General features: G+C 35.2%; 11 protein-coding genes. All 11 read right to left on the reverse strand.

Annotation, left to right across the window (positions count from 1 at the left end; genetic code table 11):
- Positions 1 to 2: 2 nt before the first annotated feature.
- The 11 genes from INR76_RS02570 to INR76_RS02620 all read right to left on the reverse strand — a co-directional run bounded on the left by INR76_RS02570 (position 3) and on the right by INR76_RS02620 (position 19,193).
- A complete protein-coding gene (locus INR76_RS02570) occupies positions 3 to 2,087 on the reverse strand; it encodes a gliding motility protein RemB (RefSeq protein ID WP_223109102.1) in 2,085 nt (694 codons plus the stop codon).
- A gap of 91 nt (positions 2,088 to 2,178) precedes the next feature.
- Entirely contained in the window at positions 2,179 to 2,973 is a 795-nt protein-coding gene (locus INR76_RS02575; protein WP_223109103.1) for an energy transducer TonB, read from the reverse strand.
- 103 nt (positions 2,974 to 3,076) lie between these two features.
- Positions 3,077 to 3,802 (reverse strand): energy transducer TonB, encoded by a 726-nt coding sequence (locus tag INR76_RS02580; protein WP_223109104.1) that lies wholly within the window; start codon positions 3,800 to 3,802, stop codon positions 3,077 to 3,079.
- Positions 3,803 to 3,861: 59 nt separating this feature from the next.
- A complete protein-coding gene (locus INR76_RS02585; RefSeq protein ID WP_223109105.1) occupies positions 3,862 to 4,269 on the reverse strand; it encodes a VanZ family protein in 408 nt (135 codons plus the stop codon).
- Positions 4,235 to 4,615 (reverse strand): glycine cleavage system protein GcvH, encoded by a 381-nt coding sequence (gene gcvH, locus INR76_RS02590; protein WP_223109106.1) that lies wholly within the window; start codon positions 4,613 to 4,615, stop codon positions 4,235 to 4,237. The genes INR76_RS02585 and gcvH overlap by 35 nt, the downstream gene beginning before the upstream one ends.
- 27 nt (positions 4,616 to 4,642) lie before the next feature.
- Complete coding sequence (gene sprA / locus INR76_RS02595) at positions 4,643 to 11,956, reverse strand: cell surface protein SprA (protein ID WP_370632416.1); 7,314 nt, start codon at positions 11,954 to 11,956, stop codon at positions 4,643 to 4,645.
- 3 nt (positions 11,957 to 11,959) lie between these two features.
- Positions 11,960 to 12,541, reverse strand: a complete 582-nt coding sequence (gene ruvA / locus INR76_RS02600; protein ID WP_223109107.1) for a Holliday junction branch migration protein RuvA — start codon at positions 12,539 to 12,541, stop codon at positions 11,960 to 11,962.
- Between the two features lie 90 nt (positions 12,542 to 12,631).
- The gene (locus INR76_RS02605; RefSeq protein WP_223109108.1) at positions 12,632 to 14,935 is read right to left on the reverse strand and encodes an NADP-dependent malic enzyme; all 2,304 of its coding nucleotides are present in this window, start codon (positions 14,933 to 14,935) and stop codon (positions 12,632 to 12,634) included.
- Positions 14,936 to 15,035: 100 nt separating this feature from the next.
- Positions 15,036 to 15,956 (reverse strand): tRNA epoxyqueuosine(34) reductase QueG, encoded by a 921-nt coding sequence (gene queG, locus INR76_RS02610; RefSeq protein WP_223109109.1) that lies wholly within the window; start codon positions 15,954 to 15,956, stop codon positions 15,036 to 15,038.
- Positions 15,953 to 16,975 carry a Holliday junction branch migration DNA helicase RuvB gene (gene ruvB / locus INR76_RS02615; RefSeq protein WP_223109110.1) on the reverse strand — a complete coding sequence of 341 codons (1,023 nt, stop codon included), beginning with the start codon at positions 16,973 to 16,975 and terminating at the stop codon, positions 15,953 to 15,955. The genes queG and ruvB overlap by 4 nt, the downstream gene beginning before the upstream one ends.
- A gap of 391 nt (positions 16,976 to 17,366) precedes the next feature.
- Positions 17,367 to 19,193: a cbb3-type cytochrome c oxidase subunit I gene (locus INR76_RS02620; RefSeq protein WP_223109111.1), complete on the reverse strand. Its 1,827-nt coding sequence runs from the start codon at positions 19,191 to 19,193 to the stop codon at positions 17,367 to 17,369.
- Positions 19,194 to 19,206 lie beyond the last annotated feature (13 nt).

A 19,206-nucleotide genomic window follows, 5' to 3' on the forward strand; every position in this document is an offset into this window, starting at 1 on the left:
TCTTAAAAATCATAATACCAGTTAAACAAATCGGTTCGTAAGCCAAAATTCAACCACGTTGTTTGGTTTTCAAACACTGTCTCAGTATTTACTTTCGGTTTGAAATCGCGTATAATCAAACTTGCGTATATCTTTAGATTGGTTGCAGGATTTATTAAATAACCTCCTTGTATTTCTCCATGGAAAAAATCTGTTGTATTTCCCTGAGCAACTTCATTACCTAAATCTGAAACTCGATTGTCTTCGGTTCCGTAGATATTTCCGCCGTAGTAAAAATCATCTTCTTCTGTGTTGAACTCAAAACCTCGCTTGGCAAAAATCAACTTTAAATCTCCAAAAATTCTTCCTTTTTGATATCTGGCAATGGTTATAAATTCAGAAAAGTTTGAACCTAAAGTATGCGCCATAGATTGATTATTATGACCGTAATTTAAAATTATTGAGTTATGTGAGTAGGTATAAGGACGCACTCTATTATACTCTGCCTGCAAATAGAGCCCGTTTACTCCAAATGCATCATAATATTTTGCACCCAGCTGATATCCTATTTTGTTTTTATAACTTCCTTCTCCTCCAAAAATATCACCAGATGAAAATTCATCAATAATCAATTGTCCATAAGCATTAATTCTATCTGTAAATTTATATTTTGAAGAAAGACCAATAAGCGCATTACCTCCTCGTGGACCAGTAGAAAATTCAATCGCTCTATAAAATATAACCGGATTAATGTAGTTAAAATCAAAACCACGATCATTATCATTTTCCCACACAACAGATTCAAATAAACCGATATTTAAGCGTTTTGTTACGTTGTAACTTAAATAATGATTTGCAAAATACTTTGTTCTGAATGAACCACCATCCTGAACCTCTGTTCTAATATCACGTAAAGACATCCAAGTGTTTGTGTACTGAAGTTTCCAAAAAGTAGTATTTATTTTGAAATATGGATATGGGCTCGCATTATCGCTTAGCAATAAGGACCGATATCCATCACCATAAAAGTTTTTTCCGTGACCTAATTGAAAATTAAAATGTTGTGAAGGCGAATATGAAATATGACCCGTCGCAATAGGATAGTCATATGAATCACTTCTAAATTTTTTAGCAATTCCACGACCGGGAATCAATGCAGGATTTCCACCGGCCGGTCTTCTAGCTTCAGCGAAACGGTTAAAATAATCTGCAAACCGACCTTGGCTTTCATATATAACTGCAAAAAAATTGAAGTTTTTCCCTAATCCACCTTGCGTATACACAAGGCGTGTATTGTTATATGTATCAATTTCTCCATCAAAATCTTTACCTGCCTGTAAATCCACTCCAGCGTCTAAGGTAATCCAATACTTATCACCTTTGATAGTTACCAAATGTTCATTCCATAATTTTCTTCCAAACCACGAAGATTTATCTTTTAACAGTTTAGCATTTTCGGCTTCAAAGTCGTAATATTTATTGACTTGTGAATAGATATACGGTTTTTGTGCCGTATGGTTATTTTGCCCAACACGGTTTAAGGCAGGATCAAACAAACTATAGTTATGATGCGAAAAAGGGATGTTTATTTGGCTAGTATATTCTTCATTTTCATAGGGAAGGTTTTCTATAGCATCATACTCTTTCTTTAATTCTGAAACTTTTTGTGTTTCTGTTACAACTTCTTCTGTTTGTAAAGGAATATCTTTAATAGGAATAGGAATAGTCATCGTAAATTGTACGTATGCCGGATCACTATTATATGTAGCAGGAACAATTTGTTGCAGTTCATTAAAAACACGTCTTGTCTCATCCTTAAGTTCATTATACATTGCGTCAACATAAAGCACCTTAAATACGCCTTCTTTGGTAACTTCAAAAAAAACAGACACATTGCCTTTGTAGTTTTCTTCTGAAACTACTTCTGGTATTTGAAAGCTTGAAAAAACTTTTGACCTAAGCGTATTTTCAAAACAATTTTTAAGGCTGTTAATGTTTTCGTTTTTACATTCAGGAAATACAGGATATTTCTCAAAGGTACCGGTAACTTTTTGTGCAGCTAAAGGGAAAAAGGCTAAAATAAATAGCAGTGAGATGAGACGCTTCATTACAAAAAACTAATTTTTTTGAAAGATACGGTTTTTTCATTTTCCGAAAAGCCAAAAATAAAAAGCTCTCCATAATGAAGAGCTTTTAAATTTAATATCCCATTTTAAATATAATAGGTACGCTATAAATAACATCTACTTTTCTCTCGCCTTGTTTACCAGGTGTAATTAAAGGCAACTTTTCTAGAACTCTAATAGCTTCTTTTTCTAAAGGTTTATGTTTTGATCGGGCTTTAATATCTGTTACATTACCAGAGGCATCAATGGTAAACTGAACTACAATTCGTTGTAGCTCTCCTCGTTCAATACTTTCAGAAAACTTTTGGGTATTAAATTTTCTGCTTATAAATTTATTTATCTTGGATGACATACACGCTACTCGCTCTTGATTACTCATTAAAGACTCACAACCTGGATAAATAGGAACAAATTCCACAGTTTTCGTGTTATAGTTTTTGTTTTTTGTTTCAGGCACTTCTTTTGTTCCTGAAATCTTTTCTGAAGCAATCGAGTTGTCTACCGGTTGTGTATTACTTTCTACTATATCTGTCGTATGGTTATCAACAATGTTTATTTTATCATTAATAGGAACCAATTTTTTACGTTCAAGAATATTGGTTTTAGGCTTTTTCTTTATAGGTACTGATTTTACAGGCTCTTCCAGTCTATACGTTGTCATTGCAGGTTCAGAAAGATAAAAGTCATCATCTGGAGTAACCTTTATGGTTGTAGAACCAATACTACTTTCGGCAATTAAAAAAACAGAGAGTATGCTAATTATAATCCCGATTTGAAAAAAAATACCTGAATTCCATTTAATGTTGACACTTTTTTTGTCTTCTCTTTTTGAAATACTAGTTGAATGTTGTGGTGTTTGAGATTTCATAACGAATGTATTTAATGGTTATAGGTAACCTAACACAAGGGTTATGCCAAATAAAAAACGCCTTCAATCTCTGAAGGCGTTTTTATACTCTATATAACTAATATTAATCTTGTACTTGAAATAGTATTGGTAGTGAGTATAGTACTCCAACCGGCTTTCCTCTTTGTTTACCCGGTGTCATTTTAGGTAATGATTTTACTACTTCTACTGCTTCTCTTTCAAGTCTTGGGTGCGGTGCTCTAGCTCTTACGTCTACAACGTTACCACCTTTGTTTATCTTAAACTGAACGAAGATACGCTGCTTACCACTTAACCCTAAATCGTTAGCCAATTCAGTATCAAATTTCTTTTGAACGAATCTTTGAACTTTTTCTGACATACATTTTTTCTTTGCTGCGTTATTACTTTCATTTTCACAACCCGGGTATACCGGTACATTTTCAATTACAGCAAAAGGTACATCAGCAATTTCTTCTTCTACTTCTTCTTCAACAATTTCTTCTACTTCAACAATTTCTTCTTCTTGATTTGCTTCGGTAGATTCTATTATGGTTTCTTCTACTTCTTCTTCATCTTCTACAACCTCAATTACTTCTGGTGCTGGTGGCGGTGGTGGAGGTGGTGGTGGTGGCGTTAATTGCTGTGTGATTGGCACTTCTTCTTCTAGCTCATCACCCACATCTACCATTCCGGTATCTAAGTCTGATTTGTCGTACGTTTTCCATTCAATAGCTTGCCAAGCCAATAAAAGCATCACAATCATTCCTATTTGAAAGAATAATGTGCTTCTTCGGCTCATGTCTGCTTTCGGATTTTTTTTCGGTTCCATAATAGAGTATTATTTATATCGCTAAAATATAGAAATTATCGTTTAATTGAAAACTAAATTTAGCTTAAGTTAAAAATTTTGTCTTTAAATCTTCTAAAAAGACCAACACCTATAAGCAAACCAACTAAATTTGCTAGTACATCAAGATAATCTGCTTGACGGTAGGTTGTAAAGACACCTTGTAAAACCTCAATTACTATGCCATAGACTAAACAAAGACCAAAAACTGTATATATTGATACAGCAGTTATCATTTTGTTTTGTTTAGCATAGACAAAAGAAAGCCATAATACAATTAATAAGCAGTTTAAAACAGCGTGAAACAGCTTATCAATAGGAAGTTCGCCAGTACTTGGCAATAGTCCTTGAGAAGGCATCAATAAGCCTATAGAAATAAAAAGAGTATACGCAATAGCTAAAATTGCAAGTGTTTTATCCTCCAATAATTTCTTTATAAGCCTCTGCATCTAGTAGATCTTCAATCTCTTCTTGATTACTTATTTTAATTTTAATCATCCATCCGTCACCGTATGGATCTGAGTTTACTTGCTCTGGTTCATCTTCTAGATTTTCATTGAATTCGATAATCTCTCCTGAAAGTGGTAAAAATAAATCTGAAACTGTTTTAACAGCTTCTACAGTACCAAAAACTTCTTCTCTATCAAGAGTTTCATCAACTGTTTCTACTTCTACATATACAATATCACCCAATTCTCCTTGGGCAAAGTCTGTCACACCTACGGTGGCAATATCACCTTCAATTTTTACCCATTCGTGGTCTTTGGTGTATTTTAAATCTGCAGGTACATTCATAGCTTTTAATCTTAAATATTTTGTTTATTAATTTCCGAAATTGTATCGAAGGGTTATACCGCTTCTAATGGTTGTTTGTGGAAATGCAGTCGAAATTGCATATTCTGAAAACGTATGATCATAATAAAACAACGCAGTCAAGTTTTTACTAAGCGCATAATCTGCAGAAAACTGTAAACCATAAATAGTTTGCCCTGCTGTTGTTTGATTATTTTCAATATCTAAATAACGAATAATCGTTTTATTATCACGTCTTGAAACATCAAGTTTAAAGTTTAAGTCACTTTTAAGTATTTTTTTATCACCTCCAAAGTTGGTTCCTATTTTTAAATCTTTTATCCTATAGCCCAGACCAAGAATAATTTCATCTCCTTGTATTTCGGTAAGAAGGTTGTTTGCAAAACTTAATGATAAGGCTCTGTCTTTTCTATATTCAGCAAGTATTTTTACTGAATTTTTCATCTCAAAATCTACTCTTAACAGAGGTGAAAACTGCTCTGTAAGATTAACGTTATTAAGTATCGTTTCACTTTTAAAATTACCAGCTTGATCAACTTCGCTTGGGTCAAACCTGTTGTAATCTAAGTTACTCTGAAATTGATTAACCGTATATCCTGCTCGATAACCGTGCTGTAATGAGAAACGCTTAAAGTTCTTTTTAAACCAATCTATATTCATTAACCCGGTATATTTAATATCCCAGTTTGGTAACGGAATATCACGCAAAAAGCCTGTTTTCTCTTTTGAAGGATCACTTCCTTTATAAGCTGATAAAAATGCCGGTAATAATACGTTTTGACTTGTTCTTCCGAAACCTACCGGATATCCTGTTTCAGGATCTCGTGGAAAACTTGAAGAACCATAATACTCTTGAGCCAACCTATTTGCTACCACAAGTCTGTTACTTCTGAAATCATCAAAAGCTTCTGAGCTGTTTTCATCACTGCTGCTAAAGGCAGTTTTTATTAGCAGAGTCGAAATATTAAAGTTACCATAAGTGTTTGGCGTTAAAGAACGATATTGTCCATCTTCTACTATGTAATTTTCAGCATAGTTTTCAGAATATAAACGATTACCGTTTATATCAATAGTTAAATCTTCTAGTGGCTGAACATTTACTTGAATGTCCATTTGTCTGTTTTCTACTTCAGTATATTGTTCGTTAAATTCTGGGTATAATGTCAACCAGCCTTTACGTGCAGCTTCTTCTCTTATTTCTGCTTGACTACCAAATGTAAATCCAGCTGAAGGCTTTAAGGTTCCTACAAAACCAATAGAAGGTGTATAACCCGGTAAAAATATACCTTGATTTTCTTGATAATTAAACTGAATTCTTTTGATAGAAGTTACCAATCCTATTAATGAATTTACGGCTTTTTCTCCGCCATTAAGTGTGGTTGATCCTGCTCCTGCGCCATTTGCCCCATTATTACCTAGGATATTATTGCCCCCTCTTGATTGAGCAAGGCCTTTTGATTCTTCTTCTGCAGCAGCTTTTCCTTTAGCTCCATTTTTGGCACCTTGCCCGTTTCTACTTCCATTTTCTCTACCACCATTATTTGCACCGCTGCCGTTGTTACCTCTATTACGACTACTTGGGGTGATTTTTGTCAACCCAATATATCTATAGAAGCCACCCATATCTATATTTGAGTTAATAGCGTGCGTCATCGCATTTTGAACAGAGTTACCTAAATCGTAAACTTGACTTCCGCTGCCGTCATTATTTGGTATTGAAATGTTATTGAATAAATCACTCCCGTCTTGCCATTGAAAATCTCCTGTATATGAATACGTAGCTCGTATAAATTTCAAAAATGGAAATTTAGCCGTAGGTAAATCATAATTTAATTGTAGAGATTGAAAATGTTGATTAGGCTCTCCTAGATCAAAGAAGCCATCCCATATGCCTATACTATCATCTGCAAAACCTTGATCATCTAGATAGTTTGTTACAATTCTATTGTTTGATGATGTGAAGTTAAATCGCAGTGATTTGGTAAGGTTGTAGTTAATTGTGTATTCCCAATCAAATAAGAAATTACGTTGATACAATGTAGGTATTCCTATATTTCCGGGCAGTCTATTTAATTCTCTGAACTTTTGCTCATTGTATTGACGCACAATATTTGATGACACAGAAATATTTGTTGGAACATAATTAAAGTTCAAATCTTTCAAAAACTGCCAGTATTTACCGGTAAATAATGAATCATTCTTTTTAAATGGTTCATATGGTTTTTGTTGGAAATTATAATTGTACGTTCCGCCAAGTCTTACATTTTGATCCAATGCATCTTCTATTTCAAAATCATGATGATCTACTTGATTATATGAATAAGAGAATGTAAAGTTTTCAATATCATATGGCATAGGTTTTTTGTCGCCCGTTCGGTCTTTCCTTACACCTATAAAGTTAATACTTTGACGTTTAGTATAGTCTACAGACTGCTGTCGTATCGCTTCTTTTTCATCTTCGTCTTCGGTATTATCTAGACGAGTTTCCAGTTCTATATCTTGAAATTCGGGATCGTACTGAGGTGTAATTAATTCTTCTGAACGTCCATAATTAAAAGGTAATTGAATACCCCATTTTTCTGGAAGTAATTGACCTAAATTAAAATTGGTTACAACATCATATTGTTTTACATCTTCTCTACTACGCTGGTTAGGACCTTGCTCTACAGACCCAAAACCAATTGTGCTTCTTCTACCTGTAGCACTTACATTCATAAAGTCGGCCATATTGGCGTCTAATGTGGCAACTGCAGCCCAACCACCTTCATTTTTTAATTCAGAAAGGCGCAATTCATTAAACCAAACTTCTCCAGCAATATCGGTAGTATTGTTTTGTCTGTTTTTCATACCCAACATAATGGTACGTACATTACCAAAACTTGGATTACCTTTTATTCCTATACGCATTTCATTTTCAGGACCTGAAAAATTTGGATCTAGTTCAGATTGATTAAAATAAACTGGTTGATCTGGATCTGAAGGAGGCTCTGAAGCTCCTAAAACTCTAGTTTTAATTTCTTGAAGTAATGCAAGTGGTAATCTAATTCTGTTTTCTACCGGCCAAATTTCTTCTCTTGTACTTGCTCCAAAGGAAGTAGGATTTAACGGAATTTCAATTTCATAATAGTTTTGTGACAAGTCATTTCCTAAACGCATAAAGGCAACCATTTCACCATCTGCAAGCGGCGCTTCATTTTGCAATGATTCTGCGTGAATGAACATTTCAAGATTTTCATATTGGCGCATATCTACATTGAAATTTTTATATACACCACGACCATCTCCAGGCTCCAATCCATTAACACGTAGCGCTAATGACTGCTCATTTTGACGAATTAAGTTATTGTTATTATTAAGCTGCTCTCTTAAAACTCCCGGTGGTAACACATAAGGAATAGGCTGTCTGTTTTCGTTCTCTTCAATATTTACAGCTTCACTTTCAAAAACAGTGTCGTCTAACTCTGGGTCTTCATTGGTCAAGTCAAGAGTTTGATTGTATCGTCTATAATCTCCTCTTACCAACTCTAGGGTTCCGAAACGTAACACAGTTGATTCAGTAAACTGAGAAAGATACATTCTCATAAAACGGATTGATCTAAAATCTGAAATACCGTTAATTACTTCGTCAGGATCACTAATTGGAATTTTAAACTGAACCCAACGTGCATCTATTGTTTCGTTATTAGGAGTTGTAACTTCAATTTCTTTTACATCTGTAATATAATCGTTATTGGTTCTGTCCATTCCTGGGAAAACAGGAATATTATACTCATAATACGCATCTATTGTGTTCATGGTATTATCACGGTTAATATCTTCAACGTCTGGTTGTGTTGTCGATCCGCGATTAGTATCTGTTACTTCTACAGGTGAGTTACCTTCGGTTCCGTTATACTGTCTATACCTGTTAATAATATCACCGTCTGCTTGTAAGAAATATTGATAATTATCATTTGCAGGGTCTGTAAGGTTTGAGAAATCTGGAAACATTGCAGCTTCTCCAGCATCATTAATACCGTCATACCCTATATCTTGGTTGGTACGCTGCTGTCCTTCTGTATCAAATGTATAAACAAGTGATTGGTTAGTAGGTACTTTTCCGTAAATGGTTGGAATGGTGTTTTCTTCTCCTCCATTTTCAGGCAATCCGTTTTCATATTGCTTACGGCCGTCTTTTAATAGATCTTCTGAAATATTACCTAAGTTAAAACTAATAGTACCTCCGTTATTACCGCTTGTTTCTTCATAAATAAAGGGATCCATTAACCAAAACTGAATATACTCAACGTTTGAACGTTCAAAATCTGTTGTGGTTAATTGTCTAGAGATTCCTGCAAAACGATTTTCAGGATTTGACAAGGTGTTTCCGCCTGCAGCTTGCGGGTTATAGTTATAAGGTCCTCTTTCAGAAGGGTTAAAAACTAAGTCTAATGGAAACAATGCTTGTGTTTGCCCTTGAATTATATCTTGTTCTGGAAAAATTTCATCTCTAAATACTCTACGCGTAAATGGTGATGATAAATCTTCATCTGTGATTCCGTCGGGACGTTGACTACTATAAAAAATAGGATCTACCGTATACCAAGACAGTTGCGCTCGGTTGTAATTGTAAGATAATTGGTTTGAAATTTCACCTCCAAAACCTACCGGTGTACTTCCCAAAAACCATGTATTTGGCGTACTAATGTCTAATTCGGTTTGAGAAGCTTCAAAATCATCAACATACACCGTTGCTTTGCCATCAAAATCTGAAACTTTTGGAGCTCCAGGCATTAGATATGCAAACTCCCCTCTTAACGATACGTTTGATTCTACGTCGGTATCAATATTTGGAAGTTTGTTTGCCAATCGGGTTAAGAAAGGAACCTCGGTAGAGTAATTTGCATTAAAACCAAAAATTGTGTTATTAATAGGTTCTGTGTTATAAGACGATTTTTGTGTTAACGGACGCTCATTAAGGTTTAAATAAGTAGCACCAAATTGCAGTTCGTCACTAAATCTATGCTCAATATTTAACCCTGTAAAACGCTTGGTTTGTTGACCAAATAACGTATTGTTTTCAGTAGAGATTTGAATTGGTGTGTTTGAATTCAATAAAGACGGATCCAAAATTTGCACCCTACCCAATTGATAATTTACGGTATAATCAACCCCTTCAACCAGCTGACGTCCTCCAGCAGTAACCGTTACCGATCCTTGTGGAATGTTAAATGCTCCAATAGGAATTCCATCAGCCCCAGTAGATTTATAACGACCTTTTAACTGAAATTTATTCTTATCACTATCTTCTTGCTCTGCTTGTGTTTTGGTAGATGTATATAGTGTTCTAAAAACATACTTATTCTGGTTGGCGTTATACGTTGATGGTATGTCATAATTCTCTGAACCACCGGGCGTATTATCAAGTTTATCAAATAAATATTTACCAAAAGGCTCTACAGAGGTAAAAATAATTTGACCATTTTGAGTGTCAACCGTAATATTCGGTAAAAAGTCAAAGAAACCATCTCCACCTTGCTGCGGATCACCATTAAAATTTAACCTATCCAGATTAAACACACGTAGTAAAGTTGTATTGTCTACATCCTCTGGCAATGGAACAGCAGGAAAATTAGGAGTTCCTTGTGCAGCTGTAATATAGTTTAAAGGAGAAGGATCTGTATATAAAATATTAAGTCTGAAATCTTCTTGCTCCAATTGAAAAGCTCCAATTGAATAAATATTTTTCATCATTAAGTCCCAAACCGGCTCATCTACGTTGGTAATATTACTCTTCAGCATTTTTACCACTAAGTTTTGAGACACTCCTTCAATTCCTCCACTTGGTGGGTTGTTGTCATTCCCACCATTGTTTCCAGAACCTACCCCCGTTCCGGTTGCTTCTACACCGTCGTTTGAAAACTCACCTACTTGGTAAACATTTCCATTAACTGTAAATTGGTATGAAACCCCCAAAACTTCGTCATTATTCAATCGTTGATTTAATGAGATATACCCCAACCTAGGATGCAGTGTATATTCACTTGGCTGTAACTTTCTTACGTTTTCTTGAACCACATAATCTACTCCTTGCTGAACACGAACACCACTAAAACCAGACTGTACTGTTGCCACATCTCGAATAGCACTGTTTAAAACCGAAGGAACAGAAGGATCATTAATACCAAACGGATTAAAGTCGTTATTGCTGTTGTCTGGAAATGAATTAGGCGGCTTGTTAATAAAACCACCGGGAGGAAAATCTAACCCTATGTTTTCTGGATTAGCTTCTCCTATATCTTGTAAAGCAACTACATTTCTAACGTTTTGAGTGTTATTACTTCTATTGGTAATCCATACTTCAACACGTGTAACTTGAATATTGTTATTTATAAAAGGATATTGATCTAAAACCCTATCATAGTTGTCTCTAAAGTAATGTGCTAAGAAAAAGTGTCTATTTTCATCATATTCTGAAGCAAATAACTCAAAGTCTGTTACTGTTGCTCCACCTTCAGCAGTTACAGTTCTGGTTTCAGATTTTTGTTCTGAAAAAACACCTGTAATAGTTGTTTTACCAAACTGAAGTTGTGTTTTTACCCCAAATAGACTTTGAGCACCTTGTATTAAAGAACTGTTAAGTGGCATACTCACATTACCAACCTCAATTTTTTGAATGATATCATCTTCAGTAGGTGTATATTCTAATTTTATTTGATTCTGAAAATCAAATGTAGATTGGGTATCATAATTTGCAGTAACTTGAAGACGCTCTCCTACTTTACCTAATAAACTTAAGCTAATGCGCTGGTCAAAATCAAAAGAAAGATTGCTTCGGTTTCTAGGCGAAAAAGCCGGGTTGTCTTGCTTGGTGTATAACAGCCCTAAATCCATTTCAACAGAACCCTGCGGAATTACCTCAATGGTGTTCCCGCCAAAAATGGTTTCAAAGAAATTTGAATTCACATAAAACGTGGGCAGTAAGTTTTTTTGCGCTTCTTCAGATCCTTCTTTTCTACCATCTGCTGCGTCAATCTTCTCTTTAAAATAAGATTTCATTTCCTGCTCTAGTATGAGTTGTTCATACTCTTCAGGAGTAAGAATTATTGGATAACTTATATTAAAGCCTCCTAAAGTTCTGGTATAAATATACCGATCTGTTACAGGGTCATAGGTGTATAAATCTTGAATACTTGGAGGATCTGGAAGATCCATTCTTCCTACATCATAACCGGTACTAGTGGTATCTTGTGAAAAAGCAGTTGTTGTGGTGGCAAAAACAGCCCCTATAAATAGTAATAACTTGCAAAGGTTAAAAATGTAATCGTAATTTTTTGCGCCCAATTGTTATAAATTTTTTAAAGCTTGTTTTATAATTTCTTCAGCAGTAGCTTGTGGGTTTTGTTTTATAATTTTATCGCAAACCTTTTCAGATTGTTTACGCGCAAAACCCAGCGTCTCCAAAGCAGATAACGCTTCATTTTTATTCGTATTGCTTGAACTAGTAGAAATACCTGTTAAACCTTCAACTTTTAATATCTTATCTTTTAGGTCTAGTATTACCCGTTGAGCAGTTTTGGCACCAATTCCTTTAACCGATTGAATTATGCTATCATCTTCAGAAGCAATTGCATCTTTTACTTGATCTGGAGTTAAAGATGACAACATGGTACGCGCTGTACTAGCACCTACTCCTGAAACCGAAACCAATAGTCTAAAAATTTCCCTCTCTGCTTTTCCGAAAAAACCATACAAAGTATGAGCATCTTCTCTTACTTGTAAATGCGTGTAAACCTTTACATTTTCTGAAGCAGGAAGCTGCGAAAAGGTATGTAACGAAACATTGATAAAATAACCAACGCCATTACAATCAATTACAATATCAGTTGGATTCTTTTCTACTAATTTGCCCTCAATGTGGGTTATCATACGTTATAAAAATGTTAAAGGCTCAAATATAGCATAATTATTTGCATCTGCCAGTGTGAAAAATGTGAAATTCTTATACCAAGAAACGCACTATTTTTGCTGTTTCATTGCTTCTTTTTTACGCTTTTCTTTTTGTTGCGCATCGACTACCGAAACAGCAGCCATATTAACAATTTCATCCACACTTGCGCCCAATTGAAGAATATGTACAGGTTTTCTCATCCCCAACATAATTGGACCAATAGATTCTACTCCATTCAATTCTTTTAAAAGCTTATAATTACTGTTTGCAGAATCTAGATTTGGAAATATCAACGCATTTACTTTTTTTCCTGCGAGTTTTGAAAAAGGAAATTTTTTCTGAAGCAAATCGGGGTTTAAAGCAAAATCTGTTTGCAACTCGCCATCTACGTGCATATCTGGCACTATTTTATGCAAATAGTCTACAGCTTCTTTTACCTTGGTAGCATGAGGATCTTTTGACGAACCAAAATTTGCATAAGAAACCATTGCAATTACAGGAGTTAACCCAAACATTTTCATAGTATAATTGGTCATTTGAGCAATTTTGGCCAATTCTTTTGCAGTAGGATCAATATTGATAGAGGTATCTGAAATAAACAATGGCCCTCTTTTGGTCAACATTAAGTTGGTTGTAGCCACTTTACTTACACCTTCAAATCTCCCGATAGTTTCTAAAACAGGTCTAACTACCGAAGGATACGCTCTTGAATATCCAGAGATCATAGAATCTGCATCACCTTCGTTCACCATCATTGCTGCAAAATAATTGCGCTCACGCATTAATTTTTGGGCATCGTACAGGGTGATACCGCTTCGTCTTCTGTTTTTCCAATGTTTTTCTGCATAATAATTGCGTTTTGCTTCTTGTTCATCAGATTTTGGGTCAATAATTTCCAATCCGTTAAGATCAAACTCTATTTGCTCCATCAATTCTAAAATGATTTCTTTTCTACCAAGCAAAACAGGTATTCCTATTCCTTCCTCGTGTACTATTTGTGCGGCTTTAAGAACATCTAGGTGATCGGCTTCAGCAAAAACAATACGCTTAGGATTGGTACGAGCACGATTCAACAACAACCGAATCATTTTATTATCGCTTCCCATGCGTTCAAAAAGTTCATCTTCATACTTCTGCCAATTGGTAATCTCTTCGGTTGCCACTCCACTCTCCATTGCAGCTTTTGCTACAGCAGGTGGCACTGCAGCAATTAATCTAGGGTCAAAAGGTTTTGGTATAATATAATCTCTACCAAACATCAATTTTGTCTCACCATAAGCTATGTTTACTTGCTCAGGAACAGCTTCTTTGGCTAACTCTGCTAAGGCTTTAACAGCAGCCATTTTCATTTCTTCATTAATTTTGGTGGCTCTTACATCTAGCGCACCTCTAAAAATAAATGGAAACCCTAACACGTTATTTACTTGATTAGGATGATCACTACGTCCTGTTGCCATAATAATATCTTCACGAGTTTTTATGGCCAAATCATAATCTATCTCGGGGTTTGGGTTTGCCATGGCAAAAACTATTGGATTGTCTGCCATGCTTTTTAGCATCTCTGGACTTACAATATCTGCAATTGAAAGCCCCACAAAAACATCTGCATTTTTCATTGCTTCTTCCAGAGTGTCAATTTTTCTTGCAGTAGCAAACTCTGCTTTTTCTTCTGAAAGTGCATCTCTATCTTTTCTAATTACCCCTTTACTGTCAAGCATGACAATATTTTCTGCTTTTGCTCCAAATGACTTATATAATCGGGTGCAAGAAACAGCTGCGGCTCCGGCTCCACTAATCACAATAGAAACATCTTCTATATTTTTATCTGCAAGCTCTAGTGCGTTTAATAAAGCAGCGGCCGAGATAATAGCTGTACCATGTTGATCATCATGCATCACCGGAATATCCAACTCTTCTTTCAACCTACGTTCAATCTCAAAAGCTTCTGGAGCTTTTATATCTTCTAGATTAATTCCGCCGAAGGTTGGTGCAATATTTTTTACTGTTTCTATAAACTCATCAATATTCTCAGTGTTCACTTCAATATCAAAAACATCAATATCTGCAAAGATTTTAAACAACAAGCCTTTCCCTTCCATTACAGGTTTTGAGGCCTCCGGACCTATATTTCCAAGACCTAAAACAGCTGTACCATTAGAAATTACTGCTACAAGGTTGCCTTTATTAGTATACTTATATACGTTATTTGTTTCTTTTTCAATTTCTAAACACGGCTCTGCCACACCTGGTGAATATGCTAGTGACAGATCACGCTGTGTTGCATATTTTTTTGAAGGAACTACTTGTATTTTTCCAGGTTTAGGCTTTGCATGATATACTAAGGCCTCGCGACGTCTACTTTCTTTGCTCATAACGGGAATTTTTTTCCATTAATTAATGGTTGACATACAAAGTTAGCCGAGTATGTGGAATGAAGAAATTTTAAAGCATATTTTTTGAGGAAACGTAGTATTATTTCAGAAATTGAATGTTTCTCTTTAAGCCTTCATACTTTGTACGTTTTACAGCACTTTTCCTGAAAATTTCATTAAAAACTTCTTTGGTAATTTCTTCCCAATCTTCTTTAGAGTTTTGTAATAATTCAGGATGTGGATTAAAAAGCGGTTGATTATGTGGTTTACTGAAGCGATTCCAAGGGCAAACATCTTGACAAACATCACAACCAAACATCCAATCATCCATTTGGTTTGTAAACTCTGAAGGAATTTCATTTTTAAGTTCAATTGTTAAGTATGAGATACACTTGCTGCCATCTACCACATAAGGGTCTACTATGGCTTGTGTAGGGCATGCATCAATGCAAGCAGTGCAACTTCCACAGTGATCGGTTACGGGTGTGTCATATTCCAAATCTAAATCAACAATTAGTTCTGCAATAAAATAAAAAGAGCCTGTTTGTTTGGTTAATAGGTTGCTGTGTTTTCCTATCCAACCTAAACCACTTTTGGCCGCCCAAGCTTTATCCAAAACCGGTGCTGAGTCTACAAATGCGCGACCGTGAACTGCCCCTATTTCTTCTTGAATAGAATTTAAAAGTTGCTTTAATTTATCTTTAATCACGAAATGATAATCTCTTCCGTAGGCATATTTTGATATTTTATAAGAGTTTTCATTTTGTGTTTCTGAAGGAAAGTAGTTAAGCAACAATGAAATCACACTTTTAGAATCTGGTACTAGCTTAGTTGGGTCTAATCGTTTATCAAAATGGTTTTCCATATAACGCATCTCTCCATGCATATTTTGAGTAAGCCAGTTTTCAAGACGAGGTGCTTCTTCTTCAAGAAATTGTGCTTTGCTTATACCACAGGAAAGAAAACCGAGGCGTTTGGCTTCGGTTTTTATAAATTGAGTGTGTTTGCTTTTAAGACTCAAAACAAGCCTCCTTGCGTTCCATTTTTAGTTTTACCTAAGTGTTTATAGGCTGCTGCTGTAACTTCTCTTCCGCGAGGTGTTCGTACTATAAATCCTTGCTGAATTAAAAAGGGTTCATAAACTTCTTCAATTGTTTCTGGGCTTTCTGAAACTGCTGTTGCAATGGTGGTAATCCCTACGGGGCCTCCTTTAAATTTATCAATTAGTGTGGTTAAAATTTTATTATCCATTTCGTCCAACCCAAAAGCATCAACATTTAATGCTTTTAATGCAAATTTTGAAATCTTGATATCAATTTTACCATTCCCTTTTATTTGTGCAAAATCACGAACTCTTCGCAAAAGTGCGTTGGCAATACGTGGGGTTCCTCTACTTCTACCGGCAATTTCAATAGCTGCTTCCATAGAAATTGGGACGTTTAATATACCTGCACTTCGCTGGACAATTTCGGTTAATAATTCGGTGGTGTAATATTGCAATCTAGAGGAAATACCAAATCGTGCTCGCATAGGAGCTGTTAATAACCCAGAACGAGTGGTTGCTCCAATTAATGTGAATGGGTTTAAATTTATTTGAACCGTACGCGCATTGGGTCCGGTTTCAATCATAATATCAATTTTATAATCCTCCATTGCAGAATATAAATATTCTTCAACAATAGGACTTAAACGATGAATCTCATCAATGAATAAAACATCTCTATCTTCAAGATTGGTAAGCAATCCGGCTAAATCTCCAGGCTTATCTAAAACAGGACCTGAAGTTACTTTTATTCCTACTTGTAATTCATTTGCTAGAATGTGAGCAAGAGTAGTTTTACCCAGACCAGGAGGTCCATGAAACAAGGTATGATCTAATGCCTCGTCTCTATAATTAGCTGCCTTTACAAATACCTGAAGGTTTTCCAAAGCTTGATCTTGCCCTGTAAAATCATCAAATGTGAGTGGACGTAGTTTTTTTTCTAAATCTACTTCTTGCGGAGATAGATTTTCTCCTGTGGGATCCAGATGTTCGTTCATAAAACAAATATACAAAGTGTTATCATAGAAAAATAAAATACCTCCTTGAAGAAAAGCTTTAAAAAAGAAAACCGCACTCCTCCTCAAAAAGTGCGGTTATATAAAATCAGTAAACTCCCCATTTTACTAATTCAAATCTTTAAAAATAGAATGTTTTAGAGATTGCTTCCAATACCCAATTTTGGGTATATTTTGTAAAAAATATAAAAGCCGCACTCAGAAAGTACGGCTTTTACAGTTACAAAGTCCCCACACTTTGTCCCTAATCGTTGATACATCAAATATAGTAATAAAGAGAAAAGAAGTCAATACGTAATAATACGTAAATTAATGCCTAAAATTTAAAAAGCCTTTCAAATTTGAAAGGCTTTTTAAATTTTATGTAGAAAAGTTAGTGGTTCAACTCTTCCTCATTATCTCTCAACGGAACATTTTGAGGTATAAAATCTTGTCCAGGAATTACATAATCTGTTTCATCCTTGTTTAATTTACTATAGTCATATGCCCAACGATAAACGTGTGGAATAGGACCATCCCAGTTTCCGTGTATGTGTTTTAATTCTGTTGTCCATTCTAAAGTTGTAGCATTCCAAGGGTTTTTTGAACCTTTTTTTCCGTAGAAAATAGAGTAGAAAAAGTTATATAAGAAAACTACTTGAGCTGCAGCGGTAATAATTGCAAAAATTGTAATTACAACATTAATATCTGCTAAGTCATCAAAGTATGGGAAATTTGTATTGGTATAATAACGTCTAGGTAATCCCGCCATTCCAACAAAGTGCATTGGGAAGAAAACCCCATACGCTCCAATTGCCGTAATCCAAAAATGAACATAACCTAAGTTTTTGCTCATCAAGCGACCTTCAAACATTTTAGGGAACCAATGATATACACCTGCCAATAAACCATATACAGCAGAGATACCCATAACTAAGTGGAAGTGAGCAATAACAAAGTATGTATCGTGTACATTAATATCAAGTGCACTATCACCAAGTATAATACCCGTTAATCCTCCTGTTATAAATGTTGACACAAAAGCAATACTAAATAACATTGCCGTGTTCATTTGGAGGTTACCTTTCCATATTGTGGTTATCCAGTTAAATGCTTTTACAGCTGAAGGTATTGCGATCAATAAGGTTGTAAAGGTAAATACCGAACCTAAGAATGGATTCATCCCTGAAACGAACATATGGTGACCCCATACAATAGTTGAAAGGAATGCAATTGCCAAGATAGAAGCTACCATCGCTCGATAACCGAAAATAGGTTTACGAGAATTAGTAGACATTACTTCTGAAACAATACCCATCGCTGGAAGTATTACAATATATACTTCAGGGTGACCTAAAAACCAGAAAAGGTGTTCAAACAATACAGGTGATCCGCCTTGGTTGTGAAGCACTTCTCCAGCTATATAAATATCTGATAAGAAAAATGACGTTCCGAAACTTCTATCCATTATAAGCATCAAAGCTGCCGATAATAAAACCGGGAATGAAACAACACCAATAATTGCTGTTACAAAAAATGCCCATATTGTTAAAGGAAGGCGCGTCATAGACATTCCTTTAGTACGAAGGTTTAATGTTGTTACAATATAATTTAATGACCCTAATAAAGAGGATGCAATAAAGATAGCGAGTGATACTAACCACAATGTCATTCCAGCACCAGATCCCGGTATAGCTTGTGGTAATGCACTTAATGGAGGATATATTGTCCATCCAGCTGAAGCAGGTCCTGCCTCAACAAATAGAGACAACACCATTATTACACTAGAAGTGAAGAACAACCAGTAAGACACCATATTAAGAAAACCAGATGCCATATCTCGTGCTCCAATTTGTAATGGTATCAATAAGTTACTAAATGTACCACTTAATCCTGCTGTTAACACAAAGAAAACCATAATGGTACCGTGAATGGTAACAAGTGCTAAATAAACACTTGGGTCCATCACACCGCCTTCTGCCCATTTACCTAAAAATATTTCAAATATTGTAAAAGGTTCTTCTGGCCATGCAATTTGCATTCTGAATAGAATAGACATTAAAATACCTATAATCCCCATAAAAATACCAGTGATTAGGTATTGTTTTGAGATCATTTTATGGTCTGTACTAAATATATATTTAGTTATAAATGTCTGTTTGTGATGATGTCCGTGATCATCGTGGTGATCTACTGCTAAATCTTCTGCGTGTGCTGACATATCTTTTATGCTA

This window comes from Marixanthomonas sp. SCSIO 43207, from assembly GCF_019904255.1.
Taxonomy (GTDB): domain Bacteria; phylum Bacteroidota; class Bacteroidia; order Flavobacteriales; family Flavobacteriaceae; genus Marixanthomonas.

Bases quoted from the DNA above. Each gene is read 5' to 3' on its own strand.
- INR76_RS02570 (WP_223109102.1), bottom strand. From the start codon at position 2,087: ATGAAGCGTCTCATCTCACTGCTATTTATTTTAGCCTTTTTCCCTTTA.
- INR76_RS02620 (WP_223109111.1), bottom strand. From the start codon at position 19,193: ATGTCAGCACACGCAGAAGATTTAGCAGTAGATCACCACGATGATCAC.
- ruvA (WP_223109107.1), bottom strand. From the start codon at position 12,541: ATGATAACCCACATTGAGGGCAAATTAGTAGAAAAGAATCCAACTGAT.
- ruvB (WP_223109110.1), bottom strand. From the start codon at position 16,975: ATGAACGAACATCTGGATCCCACAGGAGAAAATCTATCTCCGCAAGAA.
- INR76_RS02605 (WP_223109108.1), bottom strand. From the start codon at position 14,935: ATGAGCAAAGAAAGTAGACGTCGCGAGGCCTTAGTATATCATGCAAAG.
- INR76_RS02580 (WP_223109104.1), bottom strand. From the start codon at position 3,802: ATGGAACCGAAAAAAAATCCGAAAGCAGACATGAGCCGAAGAAGCACA.
- INR76_RS02585 (WP_223109105.1), bottom strand. From the start codon at position 4,269: ATGCAGAGGCTTATAAAGAAATTATTGGAGGATAAAACACTTGCAATT.
- gcvH (WP_223109106.1), bottom strand. From the start codon at position 4,615: ATGAATGTACCTGCAGATTTAAAATACACCAAAGACCACGAATGGGTA.
- INR76_RS02575 (WP_223109103.1), bottom strand. From the start codon at position 2,973: ATGAAATCTCAAACACCACAACATTCAACTAGTATTTCAAAAAGAGAA.